The 26,375-nt window shown below is 67.1% G+C and carries 23 protein-coding genes and 1 riboswitch; of the genes, 2 read left to right on the top strand and 21 right to left on the bottom strand.

Annotation, left to right across the window (positions count from 1 at the left end):
- Positions 1-118: 118 nt before the first annotated feature.
- The 16 genes from hisD to WS49_RS29035 all read right to left on the bottom strand — a co-directional run bounded on the left by hisD (position 119) and on the right by WS49_RS29035 (position 13,241).
- A complete protein-coding gene (gene hisD, locus WS49_RS29110; RefSeq protein ID WP_059535636.1) occupies positions 119-1,435 on the bottom strand; it encodes a histidinol dehydrogenase in 1,317 nt (438 codons plus the stop codon).
- Between the two features lie 24 nt (positions 1,436-1,459).
- Positions 1,460-2,113, bottom strand: a complete 654-nt coding sequence (gene hisG, locus WS49_RS29105) for an ATP phosphoribosyltransferase (protein WP_006751807.1) — start codon at positions 2,111-2,113, stop codon at positions 1,460-1,462.
- A complete protein-coding gene (gene murA, locus WS49_RS29100; RefSeq protein WP_059535635.1) occupies positions 2,110-3,459 on the bottom strand; it encodes a UDP-N-acetylglucosamine 1-carboxyvinyltransferase in 1,350 nt (449 codons plus the stop codon). Before murA ends, hisG begins: the two co-directional genes overlap by 4 nt.
- Positions 3,460-3,472: 13 nt before the next feature.
- The gene (locus tag WS49_RS29095; RefSeq protein ID WP_006477131.1) at positions 3,473-3,712 is read right to left on the bottom strand and encodes a BolA family protein; all 240 of its coding nucleotides are present in this window, start codon (positions 3,710-3,712) and stop codon (positions 3,473-3,475) included.
- A gap of 50 nt (positions 3,713-3,762) precedes the next feature.
- Complete coding sequence (locus tag WS49_RS29090; RefSeq protein WP_059535633.1) at positions 3,763-4,518, bottom strand: ABC transporter permease; 756 nt, start codon at positions 4,516-4,518, stop codon at positions 3,763-3,765.
- Positions 4,515-5,441, bottom strand: coding sequence for an ABC transporter ATP-binding protein (locus WS49_RS29085; RefSeq protein ID WP_059535631.1), 927 nt, complete (start codon positions 5,439-5,441; stop codon positions 4,515-4,517). Before WS49_RS29085 ends, WS49_RS29090 begins: the two co-directional genes overlap by 4 nt.
- A 192-nt stretch (positions 5,442-5,633) precedes the next feature.
- Positions 5,634-5,909: an STAS domain-containing protein gene (locus tag WS49_RS29080; RefSeq protein ID WP_059535629.1), complete on the bottom strand. Its 276-nt coding sequence runs from the start codon at positions 5,907-5,909 to the stop codon at positions 5,634-5,636.
- Positions 5,906-6,535, bottom strand: a complete 630-nt coding sequence (locus tag WS49_RS29075) for an MlaC/ttg2D family ABC transporter substrate-binding protein (RefSeq protein ID WP_059535680.1) — start codon at positions 6,533-6,535, stop codon at positions 5,906-5,908. Before WS49_RS29075 ends, WS49_RS29080 begins: the two co-directional genes overlap by 4 nt.
- A 110-nt stretch (positions 6,536-6,645) precedes the next feature.
- Complete coding sequence (locus WS49_RS29070) at positions 6,646-7,611, bottom strand: MlaA family lipoprotein (protein WP_059535678.1); 966 nt, start codon at positions 7,609-7,611, stop codon at positions 6,646-6,648.
- A gap of 32 nt (positions 7,612-7,643) precedes the next feature.
- Complete coding sequence (mlaD, locus tag WS49_RS29065; RefSeq protein ID WP_059535627.1) at positions 7,644-8,204, bottom strand: outer membrane lipid asymmetry maintenance protein MlaD; 561 nt, start codon at positions 8,202-8,204, stop codon at positions 7,644-7,646.
- 24 nt (positions 8,205-8,228) lie between these two features.
- Positions 8,229-8,996, bottom strand: coding sequence for a lipid asymmetry maintenance ABC transporter permease subunit MlaE (mlaE, locus tag WS49_RS29060; RefSeq protein ID WP_059535625.1), 768 nt, complete (start codon positions 8,994-8,996; stop codon positions 8,229-8,231).
- Positions 8,993-9,814 (bottom strand): ABC transporter ATP-binding protein, encoded by an 822-nt coding sequence (locus WS49_RS29055; RefSeq protein ID WP_059535623.1) that lies wholly within the window; start codon positions 9,812-9,814, stop codon positions 8,993-8,995. The genes mlaE and WS49_RS29055 overlap by 4 nt, the downstream gene beginning before the upstream one ends.
- Before the next feature lie 84 nt (positions 9,815-9,898).
- Positions 9,899-11,023 (bottom strand): thiamine phosphate synthase, encoded by a 1,125-nt coding sequence (thiE, locus tag WS49_RS32860; RefSeq protein WP_063888620.1) that lies wholly within the window; start codon positions 11,021-11,023, stop codon positions 9,899-9,901.
- Positions 11,020-11,835 (bottom strand): thiazole synthase, encoded by an 816-nt coding sequence (locus WS49_RS29045; protein ID WP_039322226.1) that lies wholly within the window; start codon positions 11,833-11,835, stop codon positions 11,020-11,022. The genes thiE and WS49_RS29045 overlap by 4 nt, the downstream gene beginning before the upstream one ends.
- 39 nt (positions 11,836-11,874) lie before the next feature.
- Positions 11,875-12,072 (bottom strand): sulfur carrier protein ThiS, encoded by a 198-nt coding sequence (thiS, locus tag WS49_RS29040; RefSeq protein ID WP_014898319.1) that lies wholly within the window; start codon positions 12,070-12,072, stop codon positions 11,875-11,877.
- A 32-nt stretch (positions 12,073-12,104) separates the two neighbouring features.
- Entirely contained in the window at positions 12,105-13,241 is a 1,137-nt protein-coding gene (locus WS49_RS29035) for an FAD-dependent oxidoreductase (RefSeq protein ID WP_059535621.1), read from the bottom strand.
- 234 nt (positions 13,242-13,475) lie between these two features.
- A riboswitch (TPP riboswitch) is annotated at positions 13,476-13,599 on the bottom strand.
- Between the two features lie 269 nt (positions 13,600-13,868).
- On the opposite strand from WS49_RS29035, the gene WS49_RS29030 reads away from it, so the two are divergent.
- On the top strand, positions 13,869-15,638 hold the full coding sequence (locus WS49_RS29030) for an ABC transporter ATP-binding protein/permease (protein WP_059535620.1): 1,770 nt from the start codon (positions 13,869-13,871) through the stop codon (positions 15,636-15,638).
- A 67-nt stretch (positions 15,639-15,705) separates the two neighbouring features.
- On the opposite strand, the gene thpR is transcribed toward WS49_RS29030, so the two are convergent.
- The 5 genes from thpR to WS49_RS29005 all read right to left on the bottom strand — a co-directional run bounded on the left by thpR (position 15,706) and on the right by WS49_RS29005 (position 25,306).
- Complete coding sequence (gene thpR, locus WS49_RS29025) at positions 15,706-16,254, bottom strand: RNA 2',3'-cyclic phosphodiesterase (RefSeq protein ID WP_059535618.1); 549 nt, start codon at positions 16,252-16,254, stop codon at positions 15,706-15,708.
- Complete coding sequence (locus WS49_RS29020; protein ID WP_059535616.1) at positions 16,251-17,741, bottom strand: alanine/glycine:cation symporter family protein; 1,491 nt, start codon at positions 17,739-17,741, stop codon at positions 16,251-16,253. Before WS49_RS29020 ends, thpR begins: the two co-directional genes overlap by 4 nt.
- A 307-nt stretch (positions 17,742-18,048) precedes the next feature.
- Entirely contained in the window at positions 18,049-19,515 is a 1,467-nt protein-coding gene (locus WS49_RS29015; protein WP_059535614.1) for a glutamate synthase subunit beta, read from the bottom strand.
- A gap of 85 nt (positions 19,516-19,600) precedes the next feature.
- Positions 19,601-24,304, bottom strand: coding sequence for a glutamate synthase-related protein (locus WS49_RS29010; RefSeq protein ID WP_059535612.1), 4,704 nt, complete (start codon positions 24,302-24,304; stop codon positions 19,601-19,603).
- Positions 24,305-24,592: 288 nt separating this feature from the next.
- Positions 24,593-25,306 (bottom strand): transposase, encoded by a 714-nt coding sequence (locus WS49_RS29005; RefSeq protein WP_059467849.1) that lies wholly within the window; start codon positions 25,304-25,306, stop codon positions 24,593-24,595.
- A gap of 193 nt (positions 25,307-25,499) precedes the next feature.
- On the opposite strand from WS49_RS29005, the gene WS49_RS29000 reads away from it, so the two are divergent.
- Positions 25,500-26,231: an OmpW/AlkL family protein gene (locus WS49_RS29000; RefSeq protein ID WP_059535610.1), complete on the top strand. Its 732-nt coding sequence runs from the start codon at positions 25,500-25,502 to the stop codon at positions 26,229-26,231.
- Positions 26,232-26,375 lie beyond the last annotated feature (144 nt).

Raw genomic sequence — 26,375 nt, 5'->3', positions numbered from 1 at the left:
GTCTCAAGCCGGCGTGCGTCGCGCCGGCGTCAAATGGTCGGCAAGGCGGCGGCTGCCGCCCTGCGCCGGGCCTCCTCGTCGACCGGAACCGCTGCGTCGGCAGCGGCTCCGGCGCGCGTCACCCCTTCATCCGGAGCTCGGCGCTGCGCGCGTGCGCCTGCAGCCCTTCGCCGTATGCAAGCTCCGAGGCGATCTCGCCCAGCGTCTGCGCACCTTCGGCGCTGACTTCGATCAGGCTCGAACGCTTGATGAAGTCGTACACGCCGAGCGGCGACGAGAAGCGCGCGGTGCGCGACGTCGGCAGCACGTGATTCGGGCCCGCGCAGTAGTCGCCGAGGCTTTCGCTCGTGTAGCGGCCGAGGAAGATCGCGCCGGCGTGGCGGATTTGCTGGCCCCATTGCTGCGGCTCCAGCGCGGAAATCTCGAGGTGCTCCGGCGCGATGTCGTTCGCGATCCGGCACGCTTCGGCCATGTCGCGCACCTTGATCAGCGCGCCGCGGCCTTCCAGCGACGCGCGGATCACGTCCTGGCGCGGCATCGTCGGCAGCAGCTCCTCGATTGCCTTCTCGACGCGCTCGAGGAACGCGGCGTCCGGGCACAGCAGGATCGACTGCGCGAGCTCGTCGTGTTCGGCCTGCGAGAACAGGTCCATCGCGACCCAGCTCGGATCGGTCGTGCCGTCGCACAGCACGAGGATTTCCGACGGGCCGGCGATCATGTCGATGCCGACCGTGCCGAACACGCGGCGCTTCGCCGACGCGACGTATGCATTGCCCGGCCCGCAGATCTTGTCGACCGGCGGCACCGTGGCCGTGCCGTACGCGAGCGCGCCGACCGCCTGCGCGCCGCCGATCGTGAACACGCGATCGACGCCGCCGAGCAGCGCCGCAGCGAGCACGAGGTCGTTCTTCACGCCGTCCGGGGTCGGCACGACCATCACGATCTCGCCGACGCCCGCGACGCGCGCGGGAATCGCGTTCATCAGCACCGACGACGGATACGCAGCCTTGCCGCCCGGCACGTACAGGCCGACGCGGTCGAGCGGCGTGATCTTCTGGCCGAGCACCGTGCCGTCGCTTTCCGTGTACTGCCAGCTATGGGTGCCGCACTCGATCTTCTGTTTCTCGTGGTACGCACGCACGCGCGCGGCAGCGGCTTCCAGCGCCGCGCGCGCCTTCGGCGCGAGGCCGTCGAGCGCCGTCTGCAGCGCGTCCTGCGGCAGTTCGAGCGCGGCGACGCTGCTCGCGTCCAGCCGGTCGAAGCGGTTCGTGTACTCGAGCACCGCGGCGTCGCCGCGCGACTTCACGTCGGCGAGAATTTTCGCGACCGACTGCTCGATCGCTTCGTCCTCGCTCGCCTCGAACGCGAGCACCGCACGCAGCGCGGCGTCGAAGCCGTCGCTCGTCGAATCGAGTTTGCGGATGGTGATGGCCATGGGAATTCCGTTACGGTGATGCGCTCAATTACCATTCTGCGACGCGCGTTCGAACGCGTCGAGAATCGGCTTGAGCGCCGCGCGCTTCAACTTCAGCGCAGCCTGGTTCACGACGAGGCGCGACGAGATCGCCATGATCTCCTCGACCTCGACCAGATTGTTCGCCTTCAGCGTGCCGCCCGAGCTGACGAGGTCGACGATCGCGTCGGCCAGCCCGACCAGCGGCGCCAGTTCCATCGAGCCGTACAGCTTGATCAGGTCGACGTGCACGCCTTTCGCGGCGAAGTGCTCGCGTGCCGTTTCGACGTATTTGGTCGCGACCCGCAGGCGCGCGCCCTGGCGCACCGCGTTCGCATAGTCGAAACCGGCCGGCACCGCCACCGACATCCGGCAGCGCGCAATGTTCAGGTCGATCGGCTGGTACAGGCCCGAGCCGCCGTGCTCGACCAGCACGTCCTTGCCGGCCACGCCGAAATCGGCCGCGCCGTATTCGACGTAGGTCGGCACGTCGCTCGCACGCACGATGATCACGCGCAGGTTCGGATCGGTCGTCGGCAGGATCAGCTTGCGCGACGTTTCCGGATCCTCGGCCACCTGCACGCCGGCGGCCGCCAGCAGCGGCAGGGTTTCCTCGAAAATCCGGCCCTTCGACAGGGCGAGGGTCAGCGGCGCGGTCATGCTTGGCTCCCGGAGAGGCGGCGCACGTTCGCGCCGACGGCGGTCAGTTTGGTTTCCATGCGGTCGTAGCCGCGGTCTAGGTGATAGATGCGGTCGACGAGCGTTTCGCCTTCGGCGCGCAGCCCGGCGATCACGAGGCTCGCCGACGCGCGCAGGTCGGTCGCCATCACGTTCGCGCCGGACAGCTTGTCGACGCCGGTCACGAGCGCCGTGTTGCCGTCGATGGTGATGTTCGCGCCGAGCCGGTTCAGCTCCTGCACGTGCATGAAACGGTTCTCGAAAATGGTCTCGACGACCTGCGCGGTGCCCGTCGCGACCGAATTGAGGGCCATGAACTGCGCCTGCATGTCGGTCGGAAACGCCGGGTATTCCGACGTGCGGATCGTCACCGCCGACGGGCGGCGGTCCATCTTCACGCGCAGCCAGCTGTCGCCTTCCTCGATCGACACGCCGGCCTCGCGCAGCTTGTCGATCACCGCGTCGAGGATGTGCGGGCGCACGCCCGTCAGCATCACGTCGCCGCCCGCCGCCGCGACCGCGCACAGGAACGTGCCGGCCTCGATGCGGTCGGGAATCACCGAATGGCGTGCGCCATGCAGCCGCTCGACGCCCTGGATCACGAGGCGGTCGGTGCCGATGCCGTCGATTTTCGCGCCCATCGCGACCAGCAGGTGCGCGAGATCGCTCACTTCCGGCTCGCGCGCCGCGTTTTCGATCACCGTCTCGCCATCGGCCAGCGTCGCGGCCATCAGCAGGTTTTCCGTGCCCGTCACCGTGATCATGTCGGTCACGATGCGCGCGCCCTTCAGGCGCTTCGCGCGCGCCTCGATGAAGCCGTGCTCGATGCTGATCTCGGCGCCCATCGCCTGCAGGCCCTTGATGTGCTGGTCGACCGGCCGCGCGCCGATCGCGCAGCCGCCCGGCAGCGACACCTTCGCCTCGCCGAAGCGCGCGAGCAGCGGCCCGAGCACGAGGATCGACGCGCGCATCGTCTTGACGAGCTCGTACGGCGCGACGAGGTTGTCGACGCGCGACGCGTCGAGCTGCACGCGGCAGCCGTCCGTTTCGCTCTTCACGCCCATCTGGTTCAGCACCTTCAGCGTGGTGCGCACGTCCTTCAGGTTCGGCACGTTGTCGAGTTCGACCGGCTCGGCGCTGAGCAGCCCCGCGCACAGGATCGGCAGCGCGGCGTTCTTCGCGCCCGACACGACGATCTCGCCCGACAACCGGCGACCGCCTTCGATCACCAGCTTGTCCATCCCATGTCCCTGCGATTCCCCGTTGGCGGCCGGGTGTGCCGTGGCGACGCTCTGGACGGCGTCGCGCTCGTTGACGGTGACTTGCACTCAGTGGTTCCGGTTATGCGTTCTGCCATTCGGCGGGCGTCAGCGTCTTCATGCTGAGCGCGTGAATTTCCTGCTTCATGCGATCGCCGAGCGCCGCATAAACGAGCTGGTGCCGCTGGATCGGCCGCTTGCCTTCGAAGGCCGCCGACACGATCGTCGCGAAGAAATGCTGGCCGTCGCCTTCGACTTCCAGATGAGTGCAGGCGAGACCGCCGGCGATGTATTGCTTGACCTGTTCGGGAGTCGGCAACATGAGGGGCTCCTGTCGGCGCGCGCCGCCCGTGGCGGCCGCCGCCGTCGATATCAATGACGCAGTTTGTAGCCGGTCGCGAGCAGCCGCATCGCGAACATCGCGAGCAGCACGAAGAAACCGGTGACGATCGCGAGGCTCGTGAGCGGGTTGATGTCGGACGCGCCGAAGAACCCGTAACGGAAGCCGTCGATCATGTAGAAAAACGGGTTGAGACGCGAGATCTCGCGCCACACGGGCGGCAGCGAATGCGTCGAATAGAACACGCCGGACAGGAACGTCAGCGGCATGATCAGGAAGTTCTGGAACGCGGCGAGCTGGTCGAACTTCTCGGCCCAGATGCCGGCGATCAGCCCGAGCGTACCGAGGATTGCCGAGCCGAGCAGCGCGAACGCGATGATGAACAACGGCGCCGCGAAATGCATCGGGATAAACCAGATCGTCACGACGAACACGCCCGTGCCGACCGCGAGCCCGCGCACGACGGACGCAAGGACGTACGCGCCGAAGATGTCCCTGTAGGACAACGGCGGCAGCAGCACGAACACGAGGTTGCCGGTGATCTTCGACTGGATCAGCGACGACGAGCTGTTCGCGAACGCGTTCTGCAGCACGCTCATCATCACGAGGCCCGGCACGAGAAAGCTCACGTACTCGACGCCCGGATACACCTCGACGCGGCCCGACAGCGCATGGCCGAAGATCGTCAGGTACAGCAGCGCCGTCACGATCGGCGCGCACACCGTCTGGAACGACACTTTCCAGAAGCGCAGGAGTTCCTTGTAGAACAGCGTTTGAAAACCGCTCATGCCAGACCCTCGATGACCTCGGCCCCGTTCATCACCTGGACGAACACATCCTCGAGGTCGGCCTTGCGGACCTCGATCTCGTCGAACGTGCAGCCGGCCGCGCGACACTGCGCGAGGATGCGCTCGACATCGTCGTAGCTCGTGAGGCGCAGCAGATGCTCGCCCGGCGCGCGCGCGGCCGGATCGGTCTCCAGCCCGCGCAGCTCGGCGGGCAGCGCGCCGGTCGAGAACCGCAGGTACAGCTGCAGGCCCGCGAAGCGGCGCAGCAGCGCGTCGGTGCGATCGAGCGCGACGACTTCACCGCGACGCAGCATCGCGATGCGGTCGCACAGCGACTCGGCTTCTTCCAGGTAATGGGTGGTCAGGACGATCGTGTGGCCCTCGCGGTTCAGCCGCGAGATGAACTGCCACAGCGTCTGGCGCAGTTCGACGTCGACGCCGGCGGTCGGCTCGTCGAGCACGATCACGGGCGGCCGGTGCACGAGCGCCTGCGCGACCAGCACGCGGCGCTTCATCCCGCCCGACAGCGCGCGCATGTTCGCGTCGGCCTTCTCGGTGAGGTCGAGATTGGCCATCACTTCGTCGATCCAGTCGTCGTTGTGGCGCAGCCCGAAATAGCCGGACTGGATCCGCAGCGTCTCGCGGACGGTGAAGAACGGGTCGAACACGAGTTCCTGCGGCACGACGCCGAGCGCGCGGCGCGCATCGCGGAAGTCCTTGACGACGTCGTGGCCGCGCACCGAGATACTGCCTTCATCGGCCCGGGCAAGCCCGGCGAGGATACTGATGAGCGTGGTCTTGCCTGCGCCGTTCGGGCCGAGCAGACCGAAAAACTCGCCTTCCTCGACCGACAGGCTGACGCCCTTGAGCGCCTGAAGCGATTTGTAGCGCTTCTTGACGTGACGGATTTCTATGGCTGACATGACTGTGCGCGGCGCAAGGGCCGCGACGCCTATTCTGTGCTTGCTGCGAAAGAAAATGGGGGCCGGACGCCGATTGGCTGCCCCGCAAAACGCTTGATTATAGGGCAAACCGGCTGGTGGGGCCGGCGCAGGCGGCGCGCGGCCTGAAGCGTGCGCGCGCCGGCTGGCGCGGCAGGCTTCGGTCGGACAGGGTCAATGTCGCCCGGTGCCGTCGATGAGCGCGTCGACGCCGTAGGCGCGCGCGAGGCTGGCGAGCTTCTGCGGGAGATTGAGGAGGTCGAGGGTCGCGCCGCGCGCTTTGGCGGCACGTTGCCATGCGAGCAGCACGGCGAGCGCGGACGAGTCGAACTGCGTCAGCGCCGCGCAATCGACGGCGGTCGCGCCGGCGCCGATGCGCGCAAGACCGTCCGCGAGCGCGGACTTCGCGCTCGCAACGGTCAGCGATGAGCCTGCTTCGAAGGCGCTCACGACGCCTGCTTGCCGGCGGCAAGTTGCTGGTTGCGCTGCGTCAGGAACTGGATCAGGCCGTCCACGCCGCTTTGCTGGATCTTCTCGTTGAACTGCTGCTGGTACGTCTGGATCAGCCACGCGCCGAGCACGTTCAGGTCATACACCTTCCAGCCATTCGCCGACTTGTACAGGCGATAGTCGATCTGGACCGGCTGGCCGTTGTTCATCGCGACCGTCTTCACGACCACGTCGGTGTCGGCCGGATCGGCGCGGAACGGCGGGTACTGGATCTGCTGGTCCGGCTTCAGCTGCGCGAGCGCGCCCGAATACGTGCGGATCAGCAGCAGCTTGAACTGCTCCTGAACCTGTTGCTGCTGCTCGGCCGACGCCGTACGCCAGTTGCGACCCATCGCGAGCTGCGTGGTGCGGCGGAAATCGGTGTACGGCAGGATGTCCTTGTTGACGATCGTAATGATGCGGTTGGTGTCGCCCTGCTTGATCGTCTGCTGCTTGACCTCGTCGAGGACCTGCTGCGTCGCCGTCTTGATCAGCGCCTGCGGGTTCGACTGGTCGACTTGCGCGTGAGCTGCGCTGCCGAACGAGAACAGCGCCGCGAAAACGGGGATCAGGAACAGTTTTTTCATCATAGTGACCTGCATGAAGAGTCGATGCGTAGGTTGGAGCCGGTAGCTTACGCGCAAGTTCGCGTGCGCCGCCGACTCAATCGTTTCCGGCTGTAACGAATGTAAATGGGTCAGTGCAGCTTGATGCTCGGGAAACGAATCCCGCCCGGAGCGGGCGGCGTCATCTGCATTGCCGGCACGTTCGTCGCGCTGGCCGGGTTCGGTGCTTCGGCACCGCCCGACGCCGGTGCGGCGACGGCCGCGCCCGATGCGCCGGCCGGCGCCGTCGCGCCGCCGACCGCGGCCGCACCCGCCGTTCCCGCCGCGCCGGCTGCCGCCGGTGCCGCGCCGTCGTCCGGCAGGTCGTACTTCGGCAGCGCGTCGTTGCTCGACGCCGTCGAGGCCTCGCCGCGCGCGTTGTCGATCAGCATCTGGCGGCGCTGCAGGTACGCGTTGCGCACGAACGAATACTTGTCGAGCGCCGCGGCATCCAGCACGTCGCCCGCGCCGAGCAGGTTCGCACGCGTGTTGACGAGGTTCACGCCGAACAGGCCCCAGCTCAGGCTGTCCGGCTTCACGTAGGTGAGCGGATTGCCCACGTAGTCGACGCCGAGGCCTGCCGTGTCGCGCAGCGTGCTCGGGCCGAGCAGCGGCAGCACGAGATACGGGCCCGACGGCATGCCGTAGCGGCCCATCGTGATCCCGAAGTCGGCCGTGTGCTTCGGCAGTTTCGCGATCGTCGCGACGTCGAACAGGCCGCCGACGCCGAACACCGTGTTGATCACGACGCGCATGATGTCGCCGACGCCGTCCGCGATTCGCAGCTGCACGATGTTGTTCGCGGCGATGTAGACGTCGCCGATGTTCGAGAAGAAGTTCGTCACGCTGTCGCGCACCGGCTGCGGCACCACGTACTGGTAGCCCTTCGCGACCGGTTTCAGCGCGTACGTGTCGACCGTGTCGTTGAACTTGTACATCGACCGGTTGAAGCCTTCGAGCGGATCGCCCTTGGTCGGCGTCTGCACGGTCGCGCAACCGCTCAACGCGGCGACTGCCGCCACCGCGAGCGCGGCGTGCCTGATGCGGATCGTCTGCATGGTCATTACCCTCTTGTCTTTCTCTCGTGTGGTTATTGGGCGGTCGAACCGGACACCGCGGAGGCCGGCACCGCGACCGGCGCGGGTGCGGCCGGCGCGGCCACAGCCCCCGATGCCGGCTTCGCGCCACCCGCGTCGGCTGCCTTGCTGTACAGGAACTGGCCGATCAGGTTCTCGAGCACGATCGCCGACTGCGTCATCGTGATCGTATCGCCCGCCTTCAGCATTTCGGTGTCGCCGCCCGGATCGAGGCCGATGTACTGCTCGCCGAGCAGGCCCGACGTCAGGATCTTCGCCGACGAATCCTTCGGGAACGGATACTGGCCGTCGATATCGATCGTCACCAGCGCCTGGTAGGTGTTGGTGTCGAAGGCGATCGACTTCACGCGGCCGACCACGACGCCCGAGCTCTTCACGGCGGCGCGCGGCTTCAGCCCGCCGATGTTGTCGAATTTCATCCTCACCGAGTAGGTCGGCTGAAACGACAGCGAGCTCATGTTGCCGACCTTGAGCGCCAGGAACAGCACCGCAAGGAAGCCCACCACCACGAACAGGCCGACCCAGAAGTCGAGAGCAGTCTTTTTCATCGTCATCCCAAAATTTGGCTTGGCTGAGGCTTAGCTGAACATCAGCGCGGTCAGCAGGAAATCGAGGCCGAGTACGGCGAGCGACGCGAACACGACCGTCTTGGTCGTCGCGCGCGACACGCCCTCGGGCGTGGGCTTCGCTTCATACCCCTGAAACAGTGCAATGAAGGTCACGGCGAACCCGAACACGATGCTCTTGATCACGCCGTTGCCGACGTCGGCCCACACCTCGACCCCGCCCTGCATCTGTGACCAGAACGCGCCCGGATCGACGCCGATCAGCACGACCCCGACGAAATAACCGCCGAGCACGCCGACCGCGTTGAAGATCGCGGTGAGCAGCGGCATCGCGATGATGCCGGCCCACAGGCGCGGCGCAATCACCGTCTTGAGCGGATCGACGGCCATCATCTCGAGCGCGGTGAGCTGCTCGCCGGCCTTCATCAGGCCGATCTCGGCCGTGAGCGACGTGCCCGCGCGGCCCGCGAACAGCAGCGCGGTCACGACCGGGCCGAGCTCGCGCACCAGCGACAGCGCGACCAGCAGGCCGAGCGCCTGCTCGGACCCGTAGCGATTCAGCGTGTAATAGCCCTGCAGGCCGAGCACGAAGCCGACGAACAGGCCCGACACGGCAATGATCACGAACGAATAGTTGCCGAGGAAGTGGATCTGCTTCGTGACCAGCCGCGGCCGGCGCAGCAGCGGGAAGAATTCCAGCACGAGGCGCACGAACAGCCGCGTGCCGTAGCCCGCGCGCTCGAGGCCGCCGATGACGTAACGTCCGATCGCGCTGATCATGCGCGCCCTCCGCCGAGCCCGAAATCCGCAGCCAGCGGCGGGCTCGTGTAATGAAATTTGAACGGGCCGTCCGGCGCGCCGTCGATGAACTGGCGCACGCTCGGGTCGGTCGACGCGCGCAGCTCGTCGGGCGTACCCTGCGCGAGCACGCCGCCATTGGCCAGAAAATACACGTAGTCGGCGATCGCGAACGATTCCGGCACGTCGTGCGTGACGAGGATCGACGTTGCGCCGAGCGCCTCGTTCAGCGTGCGGATCAGGTTCGCCGTGATGCCGAGCGAGATCGGATCGAGGCCCGCGAACGGTTCGTCGTACATGATGAGCTGCGGGTCGAGCGCGATCGCGCGCGCGAGCGCGATGCGGCGCGCCATCCCGCCCGACACCTCGGACGGCATCAGGTCGCGCGCGCCGCGCAGACCGACCGCGTTGAGCTTCATCAGCACCAGGTCGCGGATCAGGTCTTCGGGCAGGTCGGTGTGTTCTCGCAGCGCGAACGCGACGTTCTCGAACACCGACATGTCGGTGAACAGCGCGCCGAACTGGAACAGCATGCCCATCTTGCGGCGCAGCGCGTACAGGCCGTCGCGCGTCTGCGCGCCGACGTCGGCGCCGTCGAACAGCACCTGGCCGCGGCGTGCGCGTACCAGGCCGCCGATCAGGCGCAACACGGTCGTCTTGCCGCAACCCGACCCGCCCATGACGGCGACGACCTGGCCGCGCCCGAAGCGCATGTTCAGGTTCGACAGGACGAGGCGGTCGCCGTAGCCAAAGTCGACGTCGCGAAGTTCCAGCAGTGTCTCGGTAGGAGTGGGGCTCACGGAGCTGACAGTCCTTTTACGCAGAACGCCGAATTATAGGGCCTGCATTGGAATGATGTCGTGACGCCGTTCCGAGCCCCGCGGTCAATGATTGTCAAATTGTCGGGCAAAACATTGCTGCAACGCAACAATCGCCGCCCGATAATCGTCTGCGCCCGTGACCGCGCTGACCACCGCGACGCTGCCGACGCCCGTCGCCAGCACGTCCGGCAACGCGTCGAGCCCCACGCCGCCGATCGCGACGAGCGGCGCCCGCGCGCCCGCGAAGCGCGCATAGCGGGCAATCCGCGCGAGGCCTTGCGGCGGCGCCGCGACCGCCTTGGTCGCGGTCGCGTACACGGGGCCGAGCGCCAGATAGCTCGGGCGCTCGTGCAACGCGCGCAACATCTCGTAATAACCGTGACTCGACAGCCCGAGCCGCAGGCCGGCACGCGCGATCGCGGCCAGATCGGCCGTTTCCAGGTCCTCCTGACCCAGATGTACGCCGTACGCGCCTTCTTCTATCGCGATCTGCCAGTGATCGTTGATGAACACGCGCGCATCGGGATAACGGCGCCCCGCCGCGACCGCCCGTGCGACTTCCCGGCGCAACGCGTCCGGATCCGCGCCTTTCACGCGCAGTTGCACGGTTCGCACGCCGCACTCGAGCACGCGTTCGACCCATTCGGCGTCGGGGACGACCGGATAAAGGCCAAGTTGCGCGGGGCACGGCGGGAATGCGGGCTCGGGTGCCGGGGCCAGGCCGGCGACGCGCGGGAACCGCGCGGCATCGACCGGCCACGCATCGGCCCCGCGCGCTTCGTCGCCGTCGCGCCACGCGAGCGCGAGCACCAGCGCGTCGATCGGCGCGAAGCCGCAATCGAGGAACGCCGCGAGCGCCGCGATCCAGTCGTCGGCGAGCGGATGCGCGGCTTCCAGCGCGTGGCGCACGCCCGCGGCATGCAGCACCGCGCCGTGTTCGTCGAACTCGATCGCAACCGCGTCCGGCGACGCGGGGCGCGACGCAGCCGACGCGCGCGCCTGCGCGGCACGATCGCCGGCCGACACGATCAGCACGTCGCCGTCGGCCGGCACGTCGGGCGCCGCGACGCACAGCCGCCACGGCGTCGTGCCGGTCGGCCAGTCGCCCAGGCGGGCGCGAATCCGCTCGGCCGCTTCGGCCAGCTCGTCGGCCGGCGGCCAGAATGCATCGGCGAAGCGCACGCTCATGCGCCGCCCCCGTCCTGGTGCCAGAACGGCATCCCGACGACCGGCGTGCTCGCGTGCGCAGTCTCGCGCGCATCCATCGGCCCGGCGAGATAGGCCGCCCGGCCGGCCTCGACGCCTTGCGCGAACGCACGCGCCATGATTTCCGGATGCGTGGCTTGCGACACGGCCGTGTTCAGCAGCACGCCGTCGAAGCCCCACTCCATCACCTGGCATGCGTGCGACGGCACGCCGAGCCCGGCGTCGACGATCAGCGGCACGTCCGGCAGCCGCTCGCGCAGCACGCGCAGCCCGTACGGATTCACGACGCCCTTGCCGGTGCCGATCGGCGCGCCCCACGGCATCAGCGCCTCGCAACCGACGTCGAGCAGACGCCGGCCGATCACGAGATCCTCGGTGCAATACGGCAGCACCTTGAAGCCGTCCTTGACCAGTTGCGCGGCCGCCTCGATCAGCCCGACCGGGTCGGGCTGCAGCGTGTAGTCGTCGCCGATCAGCTCGAGCTTGATCCAGTCGGTATCGAAGACCTCGCGCGCCATGTGCGCGGTCGTCACCGCTTCGGCGACGGTCTGGCAGCCGGCCGTGTTCGGCAACAGCGGCACCGCGTGACGCTTGAGCAGATCGAAGAAGCCGGCCTCGGCGGTGCCGCCGGTCATCTGGCGGCGCAGTGCGACCGTCACCATCCCGGGGCGCGACGCGGCAATCGAATCGGACAGCGACTGCAGCGACGGGTAGCGCGACGTGCCGAGCAGCACGCGGCTTGCGAAGGTTTCGCCGTACAGCGTCAGCGCGTCGGCGGAAGTGAGGGACGTCATGTCGTTTTCCTGGAAGAGCGGAGGGCGAACCGGCGGCGCTCAGCCGCCCGCGACGGGGTGCACCACGTCGAGCTTGTCGCCCGTCGCGAGCGCGCGCGCCGCATGCTGCGTGCGCGCGACGAAATTGCCGTTCAGCGCGACCGCGTACGGCGGACGCGCGCCGTACGCGGCGAGCGCGTCGGCCACCGTCGCGCCGTCGGGCAGCGTCAGCGTCTGTTGGTTGATCTGGATATCCATGAGGCTTGATCGAATTCGGTCGGCGGCGCGCGTCAGGCCGGCTGGCGCGCGTCGTCGCGGTGATGAAGGAGCGTCGGCCAGCGCGCGGCGTCGCGCCACGCGGCGAACGCGTCGGCATCGGCGAATGCGCCGCCGAGCGCCGCTTGCGCCAACGCGACCGCCGCGTGCGCGACTTCCGGCGCGATCATGAAGCCGTGCCGGTACAGGCCGTTGACGGCCAGCGTCGTCGCGCCGTCCCAGATCACCGCCGGGCGGTGATCGGGCAACGTCGGGCGGCATTGCGCGTTCAGTTCGAGGATGCGCGCCTCGCCGAACGCCGGGTGCACGGAAAACGCCGCGCTCAGCAGTTCGAGCGCCGAGCGCACGCTGACGGGCGACATGTCCTCGCCCTCCACTTCGGTCGCGCCGATCACGTACAGGTCGTCCTGTTTCGGCGCGATGTACAACGGATAGCGCGGATGCAGCAGCCGCACGGGCCGCGTGAGCCCGATGCCCGGCGCGTGCACGCGCGCGACTTCGCCGCGGATGCCGCGCAGCGCGGGCAGCGCGGATTTCGCGCCGAGCCCGCGGCAATCGATCGTGAAATGCGCGTCGGGCCGGTTCGCGTCGTCGATCGTCGCGTGCCAGTGCAGCTCGACGCCGCGTTGCGCGAGGCCCGCCGCGAGTGCGCGCAGCGCCTGCCGGTTGTCGAGCTGCCCCTCGCGCGGCAGCATCAGGCCGCGCGCGAAGCGCCCCGCGAGCGCGGGCTCGGCCGCGTCGACCTGCGCGCCGGCCAGCGCGACGAAGCCACCGTCGAACAGCTCGGCCGGCGCGTTCGCGCGCACGCGCCGCTCGAACAGCGGCGCCTCGGCGCGATCCGCGTGATGCCAGACGACGAGCGTGCCGTGCTGCTGGAAGAACACTGGTTCGGGCAGTTCCGGGAGCCATTGCGGCCAGCGCGCGAGCGATGCCGCGCCGAGCTCGGTGATCAGCAGTTCGGCGCTCGCCGCCTCGGCGAGCGGCGCGAGCATCGCGGCCGCGACCCACGCGGCCGACTGCTCGCCGTCCGGGCCGCCGCGCTCGTACAGCGCGACGCGATGCCCGTCGCCCGCAAGCCGCCACGCGACCAGACGGCCGACGAGGCCGCCGCCAAGTACCGCGAAATCGGGCCGGGAAGCGTGGAGGTTCATCGCGCGCCCTCCTCGCGAACCGCGCGGGCGCGTGCGACGAACGTCGACGCGCGCGCACCGTCCCGTGCGGACGCACGCGACAGCGGATCGGGAACAGCGCAAAAGACTGAAGATTGAGCGGTCATCATTCCTTCCGTAACGCGCAACGCGCGTACCCAAAAGGACGAAACCGGCAGCAAAGGCCGGCCGGGCGGGACTCGGGCGCTGACCATGTGGGATGGCAGCCAGCGCGGCCCGGCGGGATCAGAAACTTCCCTCGCCGGTATTACCCGGATCGGGTGCGAAGGGTCTTTCTCAGCCTCGCCGCGTCGCCCGGAACTGTCCGTCGGCCGCGCTCGAAGCACCCCTGTTTCGTCGTCGGCCATTAGACCATAAAAGCGGAAAGCGCCGCAAACTGTCCCCCTTGCGGCAAATTCGCCGTCGCGTCGCGCCGCTCTGGCACAATGCCCGCAGGCCGGCCGCGCGAGCGGCCGGTTGCCGCGTCACCGCCGGCCTTAAGTGCCGTTTAAGACGCGCGGGCCACCATCCGGACGCCCGCCGTCAGTCGGCACTCCGTCCCGGCATACCGTATCGCGGCGCGCGTCCGGCTCCGCCCGGCACGCGCGCCGGCTACTCATCAGGAAGCACATGACCCAATCGATCGATCCCGTCCGCTCCGCCTCCGACGCGCCGCAGGACGAGCGCCCGGTATCCGCGTGGAGCCTCATCAAGCCCTACTGGGTGTCGTCCGAATGGAAAATCGCGTGGGGGCTGCTGGTCACGATCATCGCGATCAATCTCTGCGTGGTCTGGATCAACGTCAAGCTGAACAAGTGGAACGTGGGGTTCTACAACGCGCTGCAGTCGAAGAACGTTCAAGACTTCCCCGGTCTGCTGATGCAGTTCTCGGCATTCGCGTTCGCATTCATCATCCTCGCCGTCTACGGCCGCTATCTGCGCCAGATGCTCGGGTTCCGCTGGCGCCAGTGGCTCACCGACCGCTTCCTCGGCCAATGGCTCGGCGATCGCGCGTTCTACCGGATCGAGCGCGACCGCCTCGCCGACAACCCCGACCAGCGGATCACCGACGACCTCCAGTCGTTCGCGACGGCCACGCTCACGTTGTCGCTCGACCTGCTGTCGACGGTCGTCACGCTCGTGTCGTTCATCACGATCCTGTGGTCGCTCGCGGGCGCGCTGACGATCACGCTCGGCGCGACGCCTGTCGCGATTCCCGGGTACATGGTTTGGGCGGCCGCACTGTATGCGGTGGTCGGCTCGCTGATCATCCAGAAGGTCGGCCACCCGCTCGTGTCGATCAACTACCAGCAACAGCGCGTCGAGGCCGACTTCCGCTTCGGCTTGATCCGCGTGCGCGAGAACGCCGAGCAGATCGCGTTCTACGACGGCGAGAAAACCGAGATCGGCACCGCGCAGACGCTGTTCACGCGCATTCGCGACAACTGGTGGCGCGTGATGAAGTACACGAAGCGCCTCACGTTCGTCACGGCCTTCTACAGTCAGATCGCGATCATCTTTCCGCTCGTCGTCGCGGCGCCGCGCTATTTCGCGGGCGCGTTCTCGTTCGGCGTGCTGATGCAGATTGCGTCCGCGTTCGGCACCGTCAGCGATTCGTTCTCGTGGTTCATCAACAGTTACTCGACCCTCGTCGAATGGCGCGCGACCGTCAACCGTCTGCGTGAATTCAAGCGCGTGATGGGCACGTCGCACCTGAAGGAAAGCCTGTCGCCCGCGACCGAGCACGGCGGCATCAACCTGCACTACGTCGATGCCGCGAAGCTGTCGACGTCGTCGCTGAAGCTCGCGCTGCCGAACGGCAACGCGCTCGCGAACATCGGCAACGTGACGATCGAGCCCGGCTCGCGCTGGCTCGTGGTCGGCAAGTCGGGTTCCGGCAAGAGCACGTTCATGCGCGCGCTCGCGGGCCTGTGGCCGTTCGGCGACGGGGCGATCGACGCGCCGGTCGGCGCGCGGATGATGTTCGTGCCGCAAACCAGCTACTTGCCGATCGGCACGCTGAAGGCCGCGCTCACCTATCCGGCCGCGCCCGACGCGTTCACCGACGACGCGTGCCGCGACGCGCTGCGCGCGTGCCGCCTGGAAGACTACGTCGGCCGCCTCGACGAAACCGGCCACTGGACGCGCGTGCTGTCGCCGGGCGAACAGCAGCGTCTGGCCGGCGCGCGCGTGCTGCTGCATAAGCCCGACTTCCTGTTCCTCGACGAAGCGACGAGCGCGCTCGACGCCGACAACGAAGCGCGGCTCTATCACCTGCTCGCCGAACGGCTGCCGAAAGCCGCGATTGTCAGCATCGCGCATCGCGAATCGCTGGCCGCGTTCCACGTCGGCACGATCAACGTCGAACGCGTGAACGACAGCGACAAGGTCGCCGCGTAACCGAAACAAAAAGGCCGGCGCATACCGCGCCGGCCTTGTTCGCTTCCTCGTCCCGCCCGCCTTCCCGCTACGCCCGCCCGACGGGCACCGACACGATCGGCACATGCGACACGCCGTCGTGCGACAGCCGGCTTTCAAATAACGTCAGCGCGACGAAACGCAGCGCGACCGGCCGCCCGGTCGCACCGCCGTGCGCGGGCTGCCCGTCCGCGTCGCGCGGCAGCCGCGCGAGCGTGACGTGCGGCCTGAACGGCCGGCGGTCGGCCGGCACGCCCAGTTCGAGCAGCAGCGCGGACAAGTCGGCATTCAGCGCCGCACAGGCGGGATCGGGCGCGAGTTCCGCGACGATCAGTCTCGCGCGCGGCAGGCTCGGCCACCACGCAATCCGCTCGACCGGCTGCATCGGCAGTGCATGCGCAGCCGCGAGCGCCGGCAGGCGTGCGGCCAGCGCGTCGCAACGCGCGCGTTCGATCGCGCCGATGAACGCGAGCGTCACGTGCAGTTGCGCGGGCAGCGTGCGCCGCGCGCCTCGGGTGACCGGCAGCGCGTGCAGCGCGTCGCGCGATGCCGCATCGGGCATCAGCGCGACGAACGCACGGAGCCGGTCGCCGTTCATGACTCGCGCACCGCCACGCGCGCCTCGGCCACCGCATCGGCCGACACCGGACGCTGCGGCAGCGGGCCATGCTCGCCCCACACGTCGGCCGGCAGCACGCGCGCGAGCTCGGGAATCGTGTTGCGCGTGAACACCGGATCGGCAATACCCTCCGCGCGCTGGCGGCGATAGTCGCGCCACGCGGCATGCGCATACTTGCCGAGCGCGAGGATCGCGACCAGGTTGATGATCGCCATCAGCCCCATGCTCGTATCGGCCATCGCCCATACGAGCGGCAGTTGCCCGACGCTGCCGAACATCACCATGCCGAGCACCGCGATGCGGAACAGCGGCAGCACGCCGCGCCGCTTCGTGATGAAGTCGACGTTGCCTTCCGCGTAGGCGTAATTGCCGATCACCGACGAGTACGCGAAGAAGAAGATCGCAACGGCCATGTAAATGCCGCCCCAGTCGCCGACGTGGCTCGCGATCGCGCGCTGCGTGAGCGCCGCGCCCTCCATGCCGGCGCCGAGTTCGTACTGGCCCGACAGCAGGATCACGAACGCGGTCGCGCTGCAGATCACGATCGTGTCGACGAACACGCCGAGCATCTGGATCAGCCCCTGCACGACCGGATGCCGCACGCTCGCGGTCGCCGCCGCGTTCGGCGCGCTGCCCATGCCGGCCTCGTTCGAGAACAACCCGCGCTTCACGCCCATCGCGACCGCCTGGCTGACCGCATAGCCGGTCAGGCCGCCCGCCGCCTGCTCGAGCCCGAACGCGCTCTTCACGATCAGCGCGAGCACTTCCGGCACCAGCGCGACGTGCGTCGCGACCGCGTAGACGGCCAGCGCGAGGTAGCCGATCGCCATCACCGGCACGATCACCTGCGCGACCGACGCGATGCGGCGAATCCCGCCGAAGATGAGCGGCGCGGTGAGCAGCACGAGGCCGAGGCCGACCGTCTTGCGGCTCCAGCCGAACGACGTATGGAACGCATCGGCGATCGCGTTGGCCTGCACCGCGTTGAACACGAAGCCGAACGCGAGGATCAGCGACAGCGAGAACAGCACGCCGAAGCCGCGCGAGCGCAGGCCCGTCTGGATGTAGTACGCGGGGCCGCCGCGATAGCTGCCGTCCGGATGCGACACCTTGAAGATCTGCGCGAGCGTCGCTTCGACGAACGCCGACGACATCCCGACGAGCGCCGTCATCCACATCCAGAAGATCGCGCCCGGCCCGCCGACCGTCAGCGCGACCGCGACGCCGGCGATGTTGCCGGTGCCCACGCGGCTCGCGAGCCCGGTCGCGAACGCCTGGAACGACGAGATGCTGCCCGGCTCGCCCTTGCTGCCGACCAGCTTGATGCTGAGGAGCAGCGCCTTCAGCTGGATCATCCGGAACCGCAACGTGAACCACGCGCCGGCGCCGAGCAGCAGCGCGATCAGCACGTAATTCCACAGCACGCCGTTGACGGCGTCGATCAGCCCATGCACGAATGCTTCCATTCAGAGTCCTTGTAAATGGGGTCAGTCAAATGCGGCGGCCGCTCGAACGCGGCCGGTCGGGCGACATGATATGACAATTTCCAAGGATTATTACAAAACGAAAGGTTTACGGATCGCTGAACATCGATGCCTGATGTGATCAGGTTAGGCGACGCTTCGGAAAGATGCGGGGCGCGTGGCGAGGCGACAGCGGACGACGGCTGCGTGCCTGCGGACGATTGAATATCGGCAGAACGCCGCACCATAAAAAAACCGGGCGCCCTTTCGGACGCCCGGTTTTCCTCGAAACCCGCTCGCGCGCTTCAGCTCAGCGCGGCAGTTCCGAATGCCCCATCAGGTATGCATCGACCGAGCGCGCGCACTGGCGGCCTTCGCGGATCGCCCAGACGACGAGCGACTGACCGCGACGCATGTCGCCTGCCGCGAACACCTTGTCGACCGACGTGTAGTACGAGCGATCGCCTTCGGTCGCCGCACGCGCGTTGCCGCGTGCGTCCTTCGCGACGCCGAACGCCTCGAGCACGGTGGCTGCCGGCTGCGTGAAGCCCATCGCGAGCAGCACCAGGTCGGCCTTCATCTCGAACTCGGAGCCCGGCACTTCCTGCATCTTGCCGTCCTTCCACTCGACGCGCACCGCGATCAGCTTCTCGACCTTGCCGTTCTTGCCTTCGAGACGCTTCGTCGCGACCGCCCAGTCACGCTCGCAGCCTTCCTCGTGCGACGACGACGTGCGCAGCTTGATCGGCCAGTACGGCCACACGAGCGGCTTGTTTTCCTCTTCTGGCGGCTGCGGCAGCAGTTCGAACTGCGTGACCTGCTTCGCGCCGTGACGGTTCGACGTGCCGACGCAGTCCGAACCCGTATCGCCGCCGCCGATCACGATCACGTGCTTGCCCTTCGCGAGCAGCTGGTCGACGAGCTTGTCGCCCGCGTTCACGCGGTTCTGCTGCGGCAGGAAGTCCATCGCGAAATGCACGCCGGCGAGCTCGCGGCCCGGCACCGGCAAATCGCGCGGCGTTTCCGAACCGCCCGCGATCACGACCGCGTCGAATTCTTCCTTCAGCGTCTCCGGCGAAATGGTTTCCTTCGCCATGTTGCCGATCGAGTCCGGCAGCGCGTCCTTGCCGATGAACACGCTGGTGCGGAACGTCACGCCTTCCGCTTCCATCTGGCGCATGCGGCGATCGATCAGCCACTTCTCGAGCTTGAAGTCGGGGATCCCGTAACGCAGCAGGCCGCCGATGCGGTCGTTCTTCTCGAACACCGTCACGTCGTGACCGGCGCGCGCGAGCTGCTGCGCGGCCGCGAGACCCGCGGGGCCGGAACCGACGACCGCGACTTTCTTGCCCGTCTTGTGCTCGGCCGGCAGCGGCTTCACCCAGCCTTCCGCCCAGGCCTTGTCGATGATCGCGTGCTCGATCGACTTGATGCCGACCGGATCGTCGTTGATCCCGAGCGTGCAGGCTGCCTCGCACGGCGCCGGGCAGATGCGGCCCGTGAACTCGGGGAAGTTGTTGGTCGAATGCAGGACTTCGATCGCCTGCTGCCAGTCCTGGCGGTAAACGAGATCGTTGAAGTCCGGGATGATGTTGTTGACCGGGCAGCCGTTGTTGCAGAACGGGATGCCGCAGTCCATGCAGCGCGCGCCCTGGACCTTCGCGTCCGCGTCGGTCAGTGCCGCGACGAATTCCTTGTAGTGCTTCACGCGCGTGAGCGGTGCTTCGTACGCCTCGTGGCGGCGTTCGAACTCCAGAAAACCGGTTGCCTTGCCCATAAGGTGCTCTTCTGTTCGGTGTATCGGGTGGGGGAGCCGCGCGCGGCAATCATGCGCGCGCGGCATTCGCTATGTCGTTCGTCGCTCAGGCGGCCAGCACTTCCTTCGCCGCCTTCTTCGCACCGATCTCGCCCAGCGCGCGCTTGTATTCGTGCGGGAACACCTTCACGAACTGGCGGCGCGCCGCGTCCCAGTTTTCCAGCAGCGACTTCGCGCGCGGCGAACCCGTGAACTGGAAATGACGCTCGACGAGCCCCTTGAGCAACGCTTCGTCCGTCGTGCCCTCGTGCCAGAGCGCGCGGTCGACCGTGCGCTCCTGCTCGGCCTGCTGCAGCACCGGTTCGAGCGCGACCATCGACTTGTTGCACTTCGCCGCGAACGTGCCTTCCGGATCGTAGATGTACGCGAGACCGCCCGACATGCCGGCCGCGAAGTTGCGCCCGGTTTCGCCGAGCACGACGACCGTGCCGCCCGTCATGTATTCGCAACCGTGGTCGCCCGTGCCTTCGACGACCGCCGTCGCGCCCGAGTTACGCACGCAGAAGCGCTCGCCCGCGACGCCGCGGAAGAACGATTCGCCTTCGATCGCGCCGTACATCACCGTGTTGCCGCAGATGATGTTTTCCTCGGACTTGCCGCGGAAGTCGTTGGTCGGACGGATGATGATCCGGCCGCCCGACAGGCCCTTGCCGACATAGTCGTTGCCGTCGCCGACGAGGTCGAGCGTCACGCCCTTCGCGAGGAACGCGCCGAAACTCTGGCCGGCCGTGCCCTTCAGCTGGATGTGCACCGCGTCGTCGGCCAGGCCGTCGTGGCCGTGCTTCTTCGCGATCACGCCCGACAGCATCGCGCCGACCGTGCGGTTCACGTTGCGCACCGGCTGGATGAACGACACGTGCTCGCCGTTCTCGATCGCGGCCTTCGCCTTCTCGATCAGCACGTGGTCGAGCGCGCGCTCGAGGCCGTGATCCTGCACGTCGACATGACGCCGTGCAACGTCCTCGCACTCTTCCGGCTGGTAGAACACGCGCGAGAAGTCGAGGCCCTTCGCCTTCCAGTGCTCGATGCCCTTGCGGGTGTCGAGCAGGTCGGCGCGGCCGATCAGGTCGTCGAACTTCGCGATGCCGAGCTGCGCCATGATCTCGCGCACTTCCTCGGCGACGAAGAAGAAGTAGTTCACGACGTGCTCGGGCTGGCCCTTGAACTTCGCACGCAGCACCGGATCCTGCGTCGCGACGCCGACCGGGCACGTGTTCAGGTGGCACTTGCGCATCATGATGCAGCCCTCGACGACGAGCGGCGCCGTCGCGAAGCCGAATTCGTCCGCGCCGAGCAGCGCGCCGATCACGACGTCGCGGCCCGTCTTCATCTGGCCGTCGGCCTGCACGCGGATGCGGCCGCGCAGGCGGTTCAGCACCAGCGTCTGCTGCGTTTCGGCGAGGCCGAGTTCCCACGGCGTGCCCGCATGCTTGACCGACGACAGCGGCGATGCGCCCGTGCCGCCGTCATGGCCGGCGATCACGACGTGGTCGGCCTTCGCCTTCGCGACACCCGCCGCGACCGTGCCGACGCCGACTTCCGACACCAGCTTCACCGAGATGCTCGAGCTCGGGTTCACGTTCTTCAGGTCGTGGATCAGCTGCGCCAGATCCTCGATCGAGTAGATGTCGTGGTGCGGCGGCGGCGAGATCAGGCCGACGCCCGGCACCGAGTAACGCAGCTTGCCGATGTATTCCGACACCTTGTGGCCCGGCAGCTGGCCGCCTTCGCCCGGCTTCGCGCCCTGCGCCATCTTGATCTGGATCTGGTCGGCCGATGCCAGGTATTCGGCGGTGACGCCGAAGCGGCCCGACGCGACCTGCTTGATCTTCGAGCGCAGCGAATCGCCGTCCTTCAGCGGAATGTCGCTGACGATCTCGTCGCCGATCACCGACTTCAGCGTCTCGCCCGACTTGATCGGAATGCCGCGCAGTTCGTTGCGGTAGCGCTTCTCGTCCTCGCCGCCTTCGCCGGTGTTCGACTTGCCGCCGATCCGGTTCATCGCGATCGCGAGCGTCGCGTGCGCTTCGGTGCTGATCGAACCGAGCGACATCGCGCCCGTCGCAAAGCGCTTGACGATGTCCTTCGCCGGCTCGACGTCGTCGATCGGGATCGCCTTGGTCGGCTCGACCTTGAACTCGAACAGGCCGCGGAACGTCATGTGACGCTTGGTCTGGTCGTTGATCAGGTGCGCGTATTCCTTGTACGTCTGGTACGAGTTGCTGCGCGTCGCGTGCTGGAGCTTCGCGATCGAGTCCGGCGTCCACATGTGATCTTCGCCGCGCACGCGGTACGCGTACTCGCCGCCCGCGTCGAGCATGTCGCGCAGGACCGGGTTGTCGCCGAACGCATCGCGGTGCAGGCGGATCGCCTCTTCCGCGACTTCGAACAGGCCGATGCCGCCGACCTTCGATGCCGTGCCCTTGAAGTACTTCTCGACGAGGTCGCTCGACAGGCCGAGCGCTTCGAAGATCTGCGCGCCCGTGTACGACATGTACGTCGAGATGCCCATCTTCGACATCACCTTCTGCAGGCCCTTGCCGACCGCCTTCGTGAAGTTGTAGACGGCCTTCTCCGGCGACAGGTCGCCCGGCAGGCCTTCCGCCATCTTCGCGAGCGTTTCCATCGCGAGGTACGGGTGCACGGCTTCCGCGCCATAGCCCGCGAGCAGCGCGAAGTGGTGCGTCTCACGCGCCGAGCCCGTCTCGACGACGAGGCCCGTGCTCGTGCGCAGCCCTTGCTGGACGAGGTGCGTGTGGATCGCCGACGTGGCGAGCAGCGCCGGAATCGCGACGTGCTCGGCGTCCGTCTTGCGGTCCGACACGATCAGCATGTTGTAGCCCGACTTGACCGCGTCGACGGCTTCCGCGCACAGCGACGCGAGGCGTGCCTCGATGCCTTCCTTGCCCCATGCGACCGGATAGCAGATGTTCAGTTCGTATGCGCTGAACTTGCCGCCCGTGTACTGGTCGATCGCGCGGATCTTCGCGATGTCCTTGAAGTCGAGCACCGGCTGCGACACTTCGAGACGCATCGGCGGGTTGATGTTGTTCGTGTCGAGCAGGTTCGGCTTCGGGCCGATGAACGACACGAGCGACATGACCATGTTCTCGCGGATCGGGTCGATCGGCGGGTTCGTGACCTGCGCGAACAGCTGCTTGAAGTAGTGATAGAGCGTCTTGTTCTTGTTCGACATCACCGCGAGCGGCGAGTCGTTGCCCATCGAGCCGACGGCTTCCTCGCCCTGCTGCGCCATCGGCGCCATCAGGAACTTCAGGTCTTCCTGCGTGTAGCCGAACGCCTGCTGGCGATCGAGCAGCGCCGCGCCCTGCGTGCGGCCGGCCGCGACGTCCTCGGCCTTCGGCTCGATCTCGTCGAGCTTGATGCGCACGGCGTCGATCCAGCTCTTGTACGGCTTCGCGTTCGCGAGGTTGTCCTTGAGTTCCTTGTCGTCGATGATGCGGCCGTGTTCCATGTCGATCAGGAACATCTTGCCCGGCTGCAGACGCCACTTCTTGACGATCTTCGATTCGGGGATCGGCAGCGTGCCGGCTTCCGACGCCATGATCACGAGGTCGTCGTCGGTCACGATGTAGCGCGCCGGGCGCAGGCCGTTGCGGTCGAGCGTCGCGCCGATCTGGCGGCCGTCCGTGAACGCGATCGCGGCGGGGCCGTCCCACGGCTCCATCATCGCGGCGTGGTATTCGTAGAACGCGCGGCGGTTCTCATCCATCAGCGTGTGCTGTTCCCAGGCTTCCGGGATCATCATCATCACCGCGTGCACGAGCGGGTAGCCGGCCATCACCAGCAGTTCGAGACAGTTGTCGAACGACGCGGTGTCCGACTGGCCCGGGTAGATCAGCGGCCACAGCTTCGGCAGGTCGTCCGCGAGCACGTGCGACGCGATCGCGCCGGTACGCGCGTTCAGCCAGTTCACGTTGCCCTTCACGGTGTTGATCTCGCCGTTGTGCGCGATCATCCGGTACGGGTGAGCCAGCTCCCATGCCGGGAACGTGTTGGTCGAGAAGCGCTGGTGCACGAGCGCGAGCGCCGACACGACGCGCCCGTCCTGCAGGTCGCGGTAGTACACGCCGACTTGGCCCGCCAGCAGCAGCCCCTTGTAGACGATCGTGCGCGCCGACATCGACGGCACGAAGTATTCCTTGCCGTGCTTGAGCTTCAGCGCCTGGATGCGGTGGCTCGCCGTCTTGCGGATCACGTACAGCTTCCGCTCGAGCGCGTCCGTCACCATGATGTCCTTGCCGCGCCCGATGAAGATCTGGCGGATCAGCGGCTCGCTCGCCTTCACGGTCGGCGAGATCGGCATCGCATGGTCGACCGGCACGTCGCGCCAGCCGAGCACGACCTGACCTTCTGCCCGCACCGTCCGCTCGAGCTCCTGCTCGCACGCGAGACGCGACGCGTTTTCCTTCGGCAGGAAGATCATCCCGACCCCGTATTCGCCGGCCGGCGGCAGCGTCACGCCCTGCTTCGACATTTCCTCGCGATAGAACGCGTCCGGAATCTGGATCAGGATGCCGGCGCCGTCGCCCATCAGCGGATCGGCACCGACCGCGCCGCGGTGATCGAGGTTCTCCAGGATCTTCAGACCCTGCTGAATGATCTCGTGGCTCTTCTTGCCCTTGATGTGAGCGACGAAGCCGACGCCGCAGGCGTCGTGTTCGTTTTGCGGGTCGTACAGACCTTGTGCGGCGGGCACCGCGGCGAGCGGCTGCTGGTGGTCGTTCATGGGGACACCGTCGTAAAGGGGCCGCGAGGGCCGTTGAACCATTTTTTGTTGCCGTCGATCCCGCTCCCGACGGGAGACGGCACGGCCGACAGTGGTTGGGCGAGCTTCACCCGGGCCACCGGAATTCGGAATATACGCGACGAATCAAAGGAATAGCAACAAAAACCACTTGATAGAACCCCAATTAAACGAATGCTCTGATCTGGTGCTGTTTTATTGGGGCTGTATCGTTTTGGTGCAAAAAGAAGCGGCGCCCGCGGCGCCGCCTCGTGATCCGCCTTTCCCGCGTTACTGCTGGATCGGCGGGGTATTTTCACGCACCTTTCTGGGGCGTCCGCGCGGCAGCGGCGACACGCGGCGGTTCGCGGTGCGCGCCGCCCACTCGCGGTAGTTCTCGCCGCCGAGCACCCAGCCCTTCAGCGTCGCTTGCTGGAGCTGGTCGGCCTGCCGCTCGTCGAGCGGCTGCTCGCAGAGCTCCTTGTACGCACGCTGACGATCGAATGGCGTGTTGCCGAGTGCCCAGTAGAGCGGATGGTCGGTGATCAGGCTGTCGACGGTGAGCCCGACGTGGTGCCGATAGCTCGACCAGCGATAGGCGTCGGCCGTCGCGACCAGCTGCGAGCGCACCGGGCTCATCTCGACCACGCGGCTCGCGAGCAGGAAATAGCGCTCGCCTTCGATCACGGTCGCGCGATAGCGGCCTTCCCACAAGGTGCCGCGACGCGAATAACGTCGGTTGAAATGCGCGACGTAGCGGCGACCGACCGCCTGCATCGCCTTCGGCAGGCTTGCCTCGTCGCTCGGCGTCACGAGGAGCTGCACCTGACGCGGAAGCAGCACGTAGGCATGCACCGAAAGGTGATGATCGCGTGCCGCGGCCTTCAGACAATCGATGAAGAGTTCGTAGTCCTGGTCGTCGACGAACGCGGGTTGCTGATCCAGGCCGCGCAGTATCACGTGCTGCGGCTGGTCGGGAACGTAGAGTCGTGCTAACCGTGCCATGCTGAATGTCCGTTTGAACGCGTTAGGAAATACCCGAAGGTCCGAAATTGCGCACCTGCGTAGAATGCCAATCCCGGCGGGGCGCGGAAGCGTACGGTCGTACTAATCCTAGGGTGAAAACTCTAACTTACGAGCTTGTTTGGTTTTAAACGCAGTCGTCATAATGAGCACGCCTTAGATCGGAGGAGACACAATGAAACGAAAACTGGCCATTACGGGGGCTGCAGCGCTCGCATTCACGTTTGCGAGCGGCGCGGCACAAGCACAATCCGCAGGTGATTTCTACGTCAGCACCGGCTGGTTCCACCTGTCGCCGCAGGACAGCAGCGATCCGCTGTTCCTGTACCGCGTCGGCGGCACGCCCATCAACCAATCGATTCCCAACACCGGCGCCGGCATCAACGACGCCGATACGCTTGGGCTCGCCGCTGGCTACTTCGTCACCGACCACATCTCCACCGAGCTCGTCATGGGGATACCGCCGAAGTTCGACATTACCGGCAAGGGTCAGTTCGAAAAGTTCGGCATACTCGGCCGTGCGTACCAGTGGAGCCCCGCCGTCCTGCTTCGCTATCACTTCAACGACGCCAACGCGAAGTTCCGTCCGTATCTCGGCGTCGGCGCGACGTATGTCTGGTTCACCGGCGCAAAGATCACGAACAGCAGCTTCGAGAACGGCGTGCTCGGCGGCCCGACCAGCGCCACGACCAGCAACCAGTGGGCGCCCGTGCTCAACGCCGGCTTCACGTACAACTTCACGAAGCACTGGTTCGGGGGCCTGTCGATCTCGTACATCCCGGTCAGCGTGACCGCGACCTTCACGACCGCCCGCCGGACGCCGGTCGGCACCCTGACCGAAACCTCGAAAGCGAAGATCTCGCTCAACCCGATCGTCACGTACCTGAACGTCGGCTACCGCTTCTAAGCGTAGTCGAATATTTGGGGAATGGTTAATCCTGCTGCAATTTGTAGCGGATTTTTCGTGACGTAACGTCTCCTCGACGCAAAACGCCCCGGCGGAAATCCCGCCGGGGCGTCGTTTTTTTGCCTCAGGGTTTTCCCGCATCCA

This window comes from Burkholderia sp. RF7-non_BP4, assembly GCF_001521935.1.
In the GTDB taxonomy this organism is placed as follows: Bacteria; Pseudomonadota; Gammaproteobacteria; order Burkholderiales; family Burkholderiaceae; genus Burkholderia; species Burkholderia diffusa.
The sequence above is the reverse complement of the archived record's forward strand: the minus strand, read 5'-3'. Positions and strand labels throughout refer to the sequence as shown.

Excerpts from the sequence above, each read along its gene's own strand:
- WS49_RS29005 (WP_059467849.1), bottom strand. The coding sequence starts at position 25,306 with ATGGCACGGTTAGCACGACTCTACGTTCCCGACCAGCCGCAGCACGTG.
- WS49_RS29045 (WP_039322226.1), bottom strand. The coding sequence starts at position 11,835 with ATGACGTCCCTCACTTCCGCCGACGCGCTGACGCTGTACGGCGAAACC.
- thpR (WP_059535618.1), bottom strand. The coding sequence starts at position 16,254 with ATGAACGGCGACCGGCTCCGTGCGTTCGTCGCGCTGATGCCCGATGCG.
- WS49_RS29070 (WP_059535678.1), bottom strand. The coding sequence starts at position 7,611 with ATGCAGACGATCCGCATCAGGCACGCCGCGCTCGCGGTGGCGGCAGTC.
- hisG (WP_006751807.1), bottom strand. The coding sequence starts at position 2,113 with ATGACCGCGCCGCTGACCCTCGCCCTGTCGAAGGGCCGGATTTTCGAG.
- WS49_RS29095 (WP_006477131.1), bottom strand. The coding sequence starts at position 3,712 with ATGTTGCCGACTCCCGAACAGGTCAAGCAATACATCGCCGGCGGTCTC.
- WS49_RS29035 (WP_059535621.1), bottom strand. The coding sequence starts at position 13,241 with ATGAACCTCCACGCTTCCCGGCCCGATTTCGCGGTACTTGGCGGCGGC.
- thiE (WP_063888620.1), bottom strand. The coding sequence starts at position 11,023 with ATGAGCGTGCGCTTCGCCGATGCATTCTGGCCGCCGGCCGACGAGCTG.
- WS49_RS29015 (WP_059535614.1), bottom strand. The coding sequence starts at position 19,515 with ATGGGCAAGGCAACCGGTTTTCTGGAGTTCGAACGCCGCCACGAGGCG.
- thiS (WP_014898319.1), bottom strand. The coding sequence starts at position 12,072 with ATGGATATCCAGATCAACCAACAGACGCTGACGCTGCCCGACGGCGCG.
- WS49_RS29085 (WP_059535631.1), bottom strand. The coding sequence starts at position 5,441 with ATGTCAGCCATAGAAATCCGTCACGTCAAGAAGCGCTACAAATCGCTT.
- WS49_RS29090 (WP_059535633.1), bottom strand. The coding sequence starts at position 4,518 with ATGAGCGGTTTTCAAACGCTGTTCTACAAGGAACTCCTGCGCTTCTGG.
- hisD (WP_059535636.1), bottom strand. The coding sequence starts at position 1,435 with ATGGCCATCACCATCCGCAAACTCGATTCGACGAGCGACGGCTTCGAC.
- WS49_RS29020 (WP_059535616.1), bottom strand. The coding sequence starts at position 17,741 with ATGGAAGCATTCGTGCATGGGCTGATCGACGCCGTCAACGGCGTGCTG.
- mlaE (WP_059535625.1), bottom strand. The coding sequence starts at position 8,996 with ATGATCAGCGCGATCGGACGTTACGTCATCGGCGGCCTCGAGCGCGCG.
- mlaD (WP_059535627.1), bottom strand. The coding sequence starts at position 8,204 with ATGACGATGAAAAAGACTGCTCTCGACTTCTGGGTCGGCCTGTTCGTG.
- WS49_RS29010 (WP_059535612.1), bottom strand. The coding sequence starts at position 24,304 with ATGAACGACCACCAGCAGCCGCTCGCCGCGGTGCCCGCCGCACAAGGT.
- WS49_RS29000 (WP_059535610.1), top strand. The coding sequence starts at position 25,500 with ATGAAACGAAAACTGGCCATTACGGGGGCTGCAGCGCTCGCATTCACG.
- WS49_RS29075 (WP_059535680.1), bottom strand. The coding sequence starts at position 6,535 with ATGAAAAAACTGTTCCTGATCCCCGTTTTCGCGGCGCTGTTCTCGTTC.
- WS49_RS29030 (WP_059535620.1), top strand. The coding sequence starts at position 13,869 with ATGACCCAATCGATCGATCCCGTCCGCTCCGCCTCCGACGCGCCGCAG.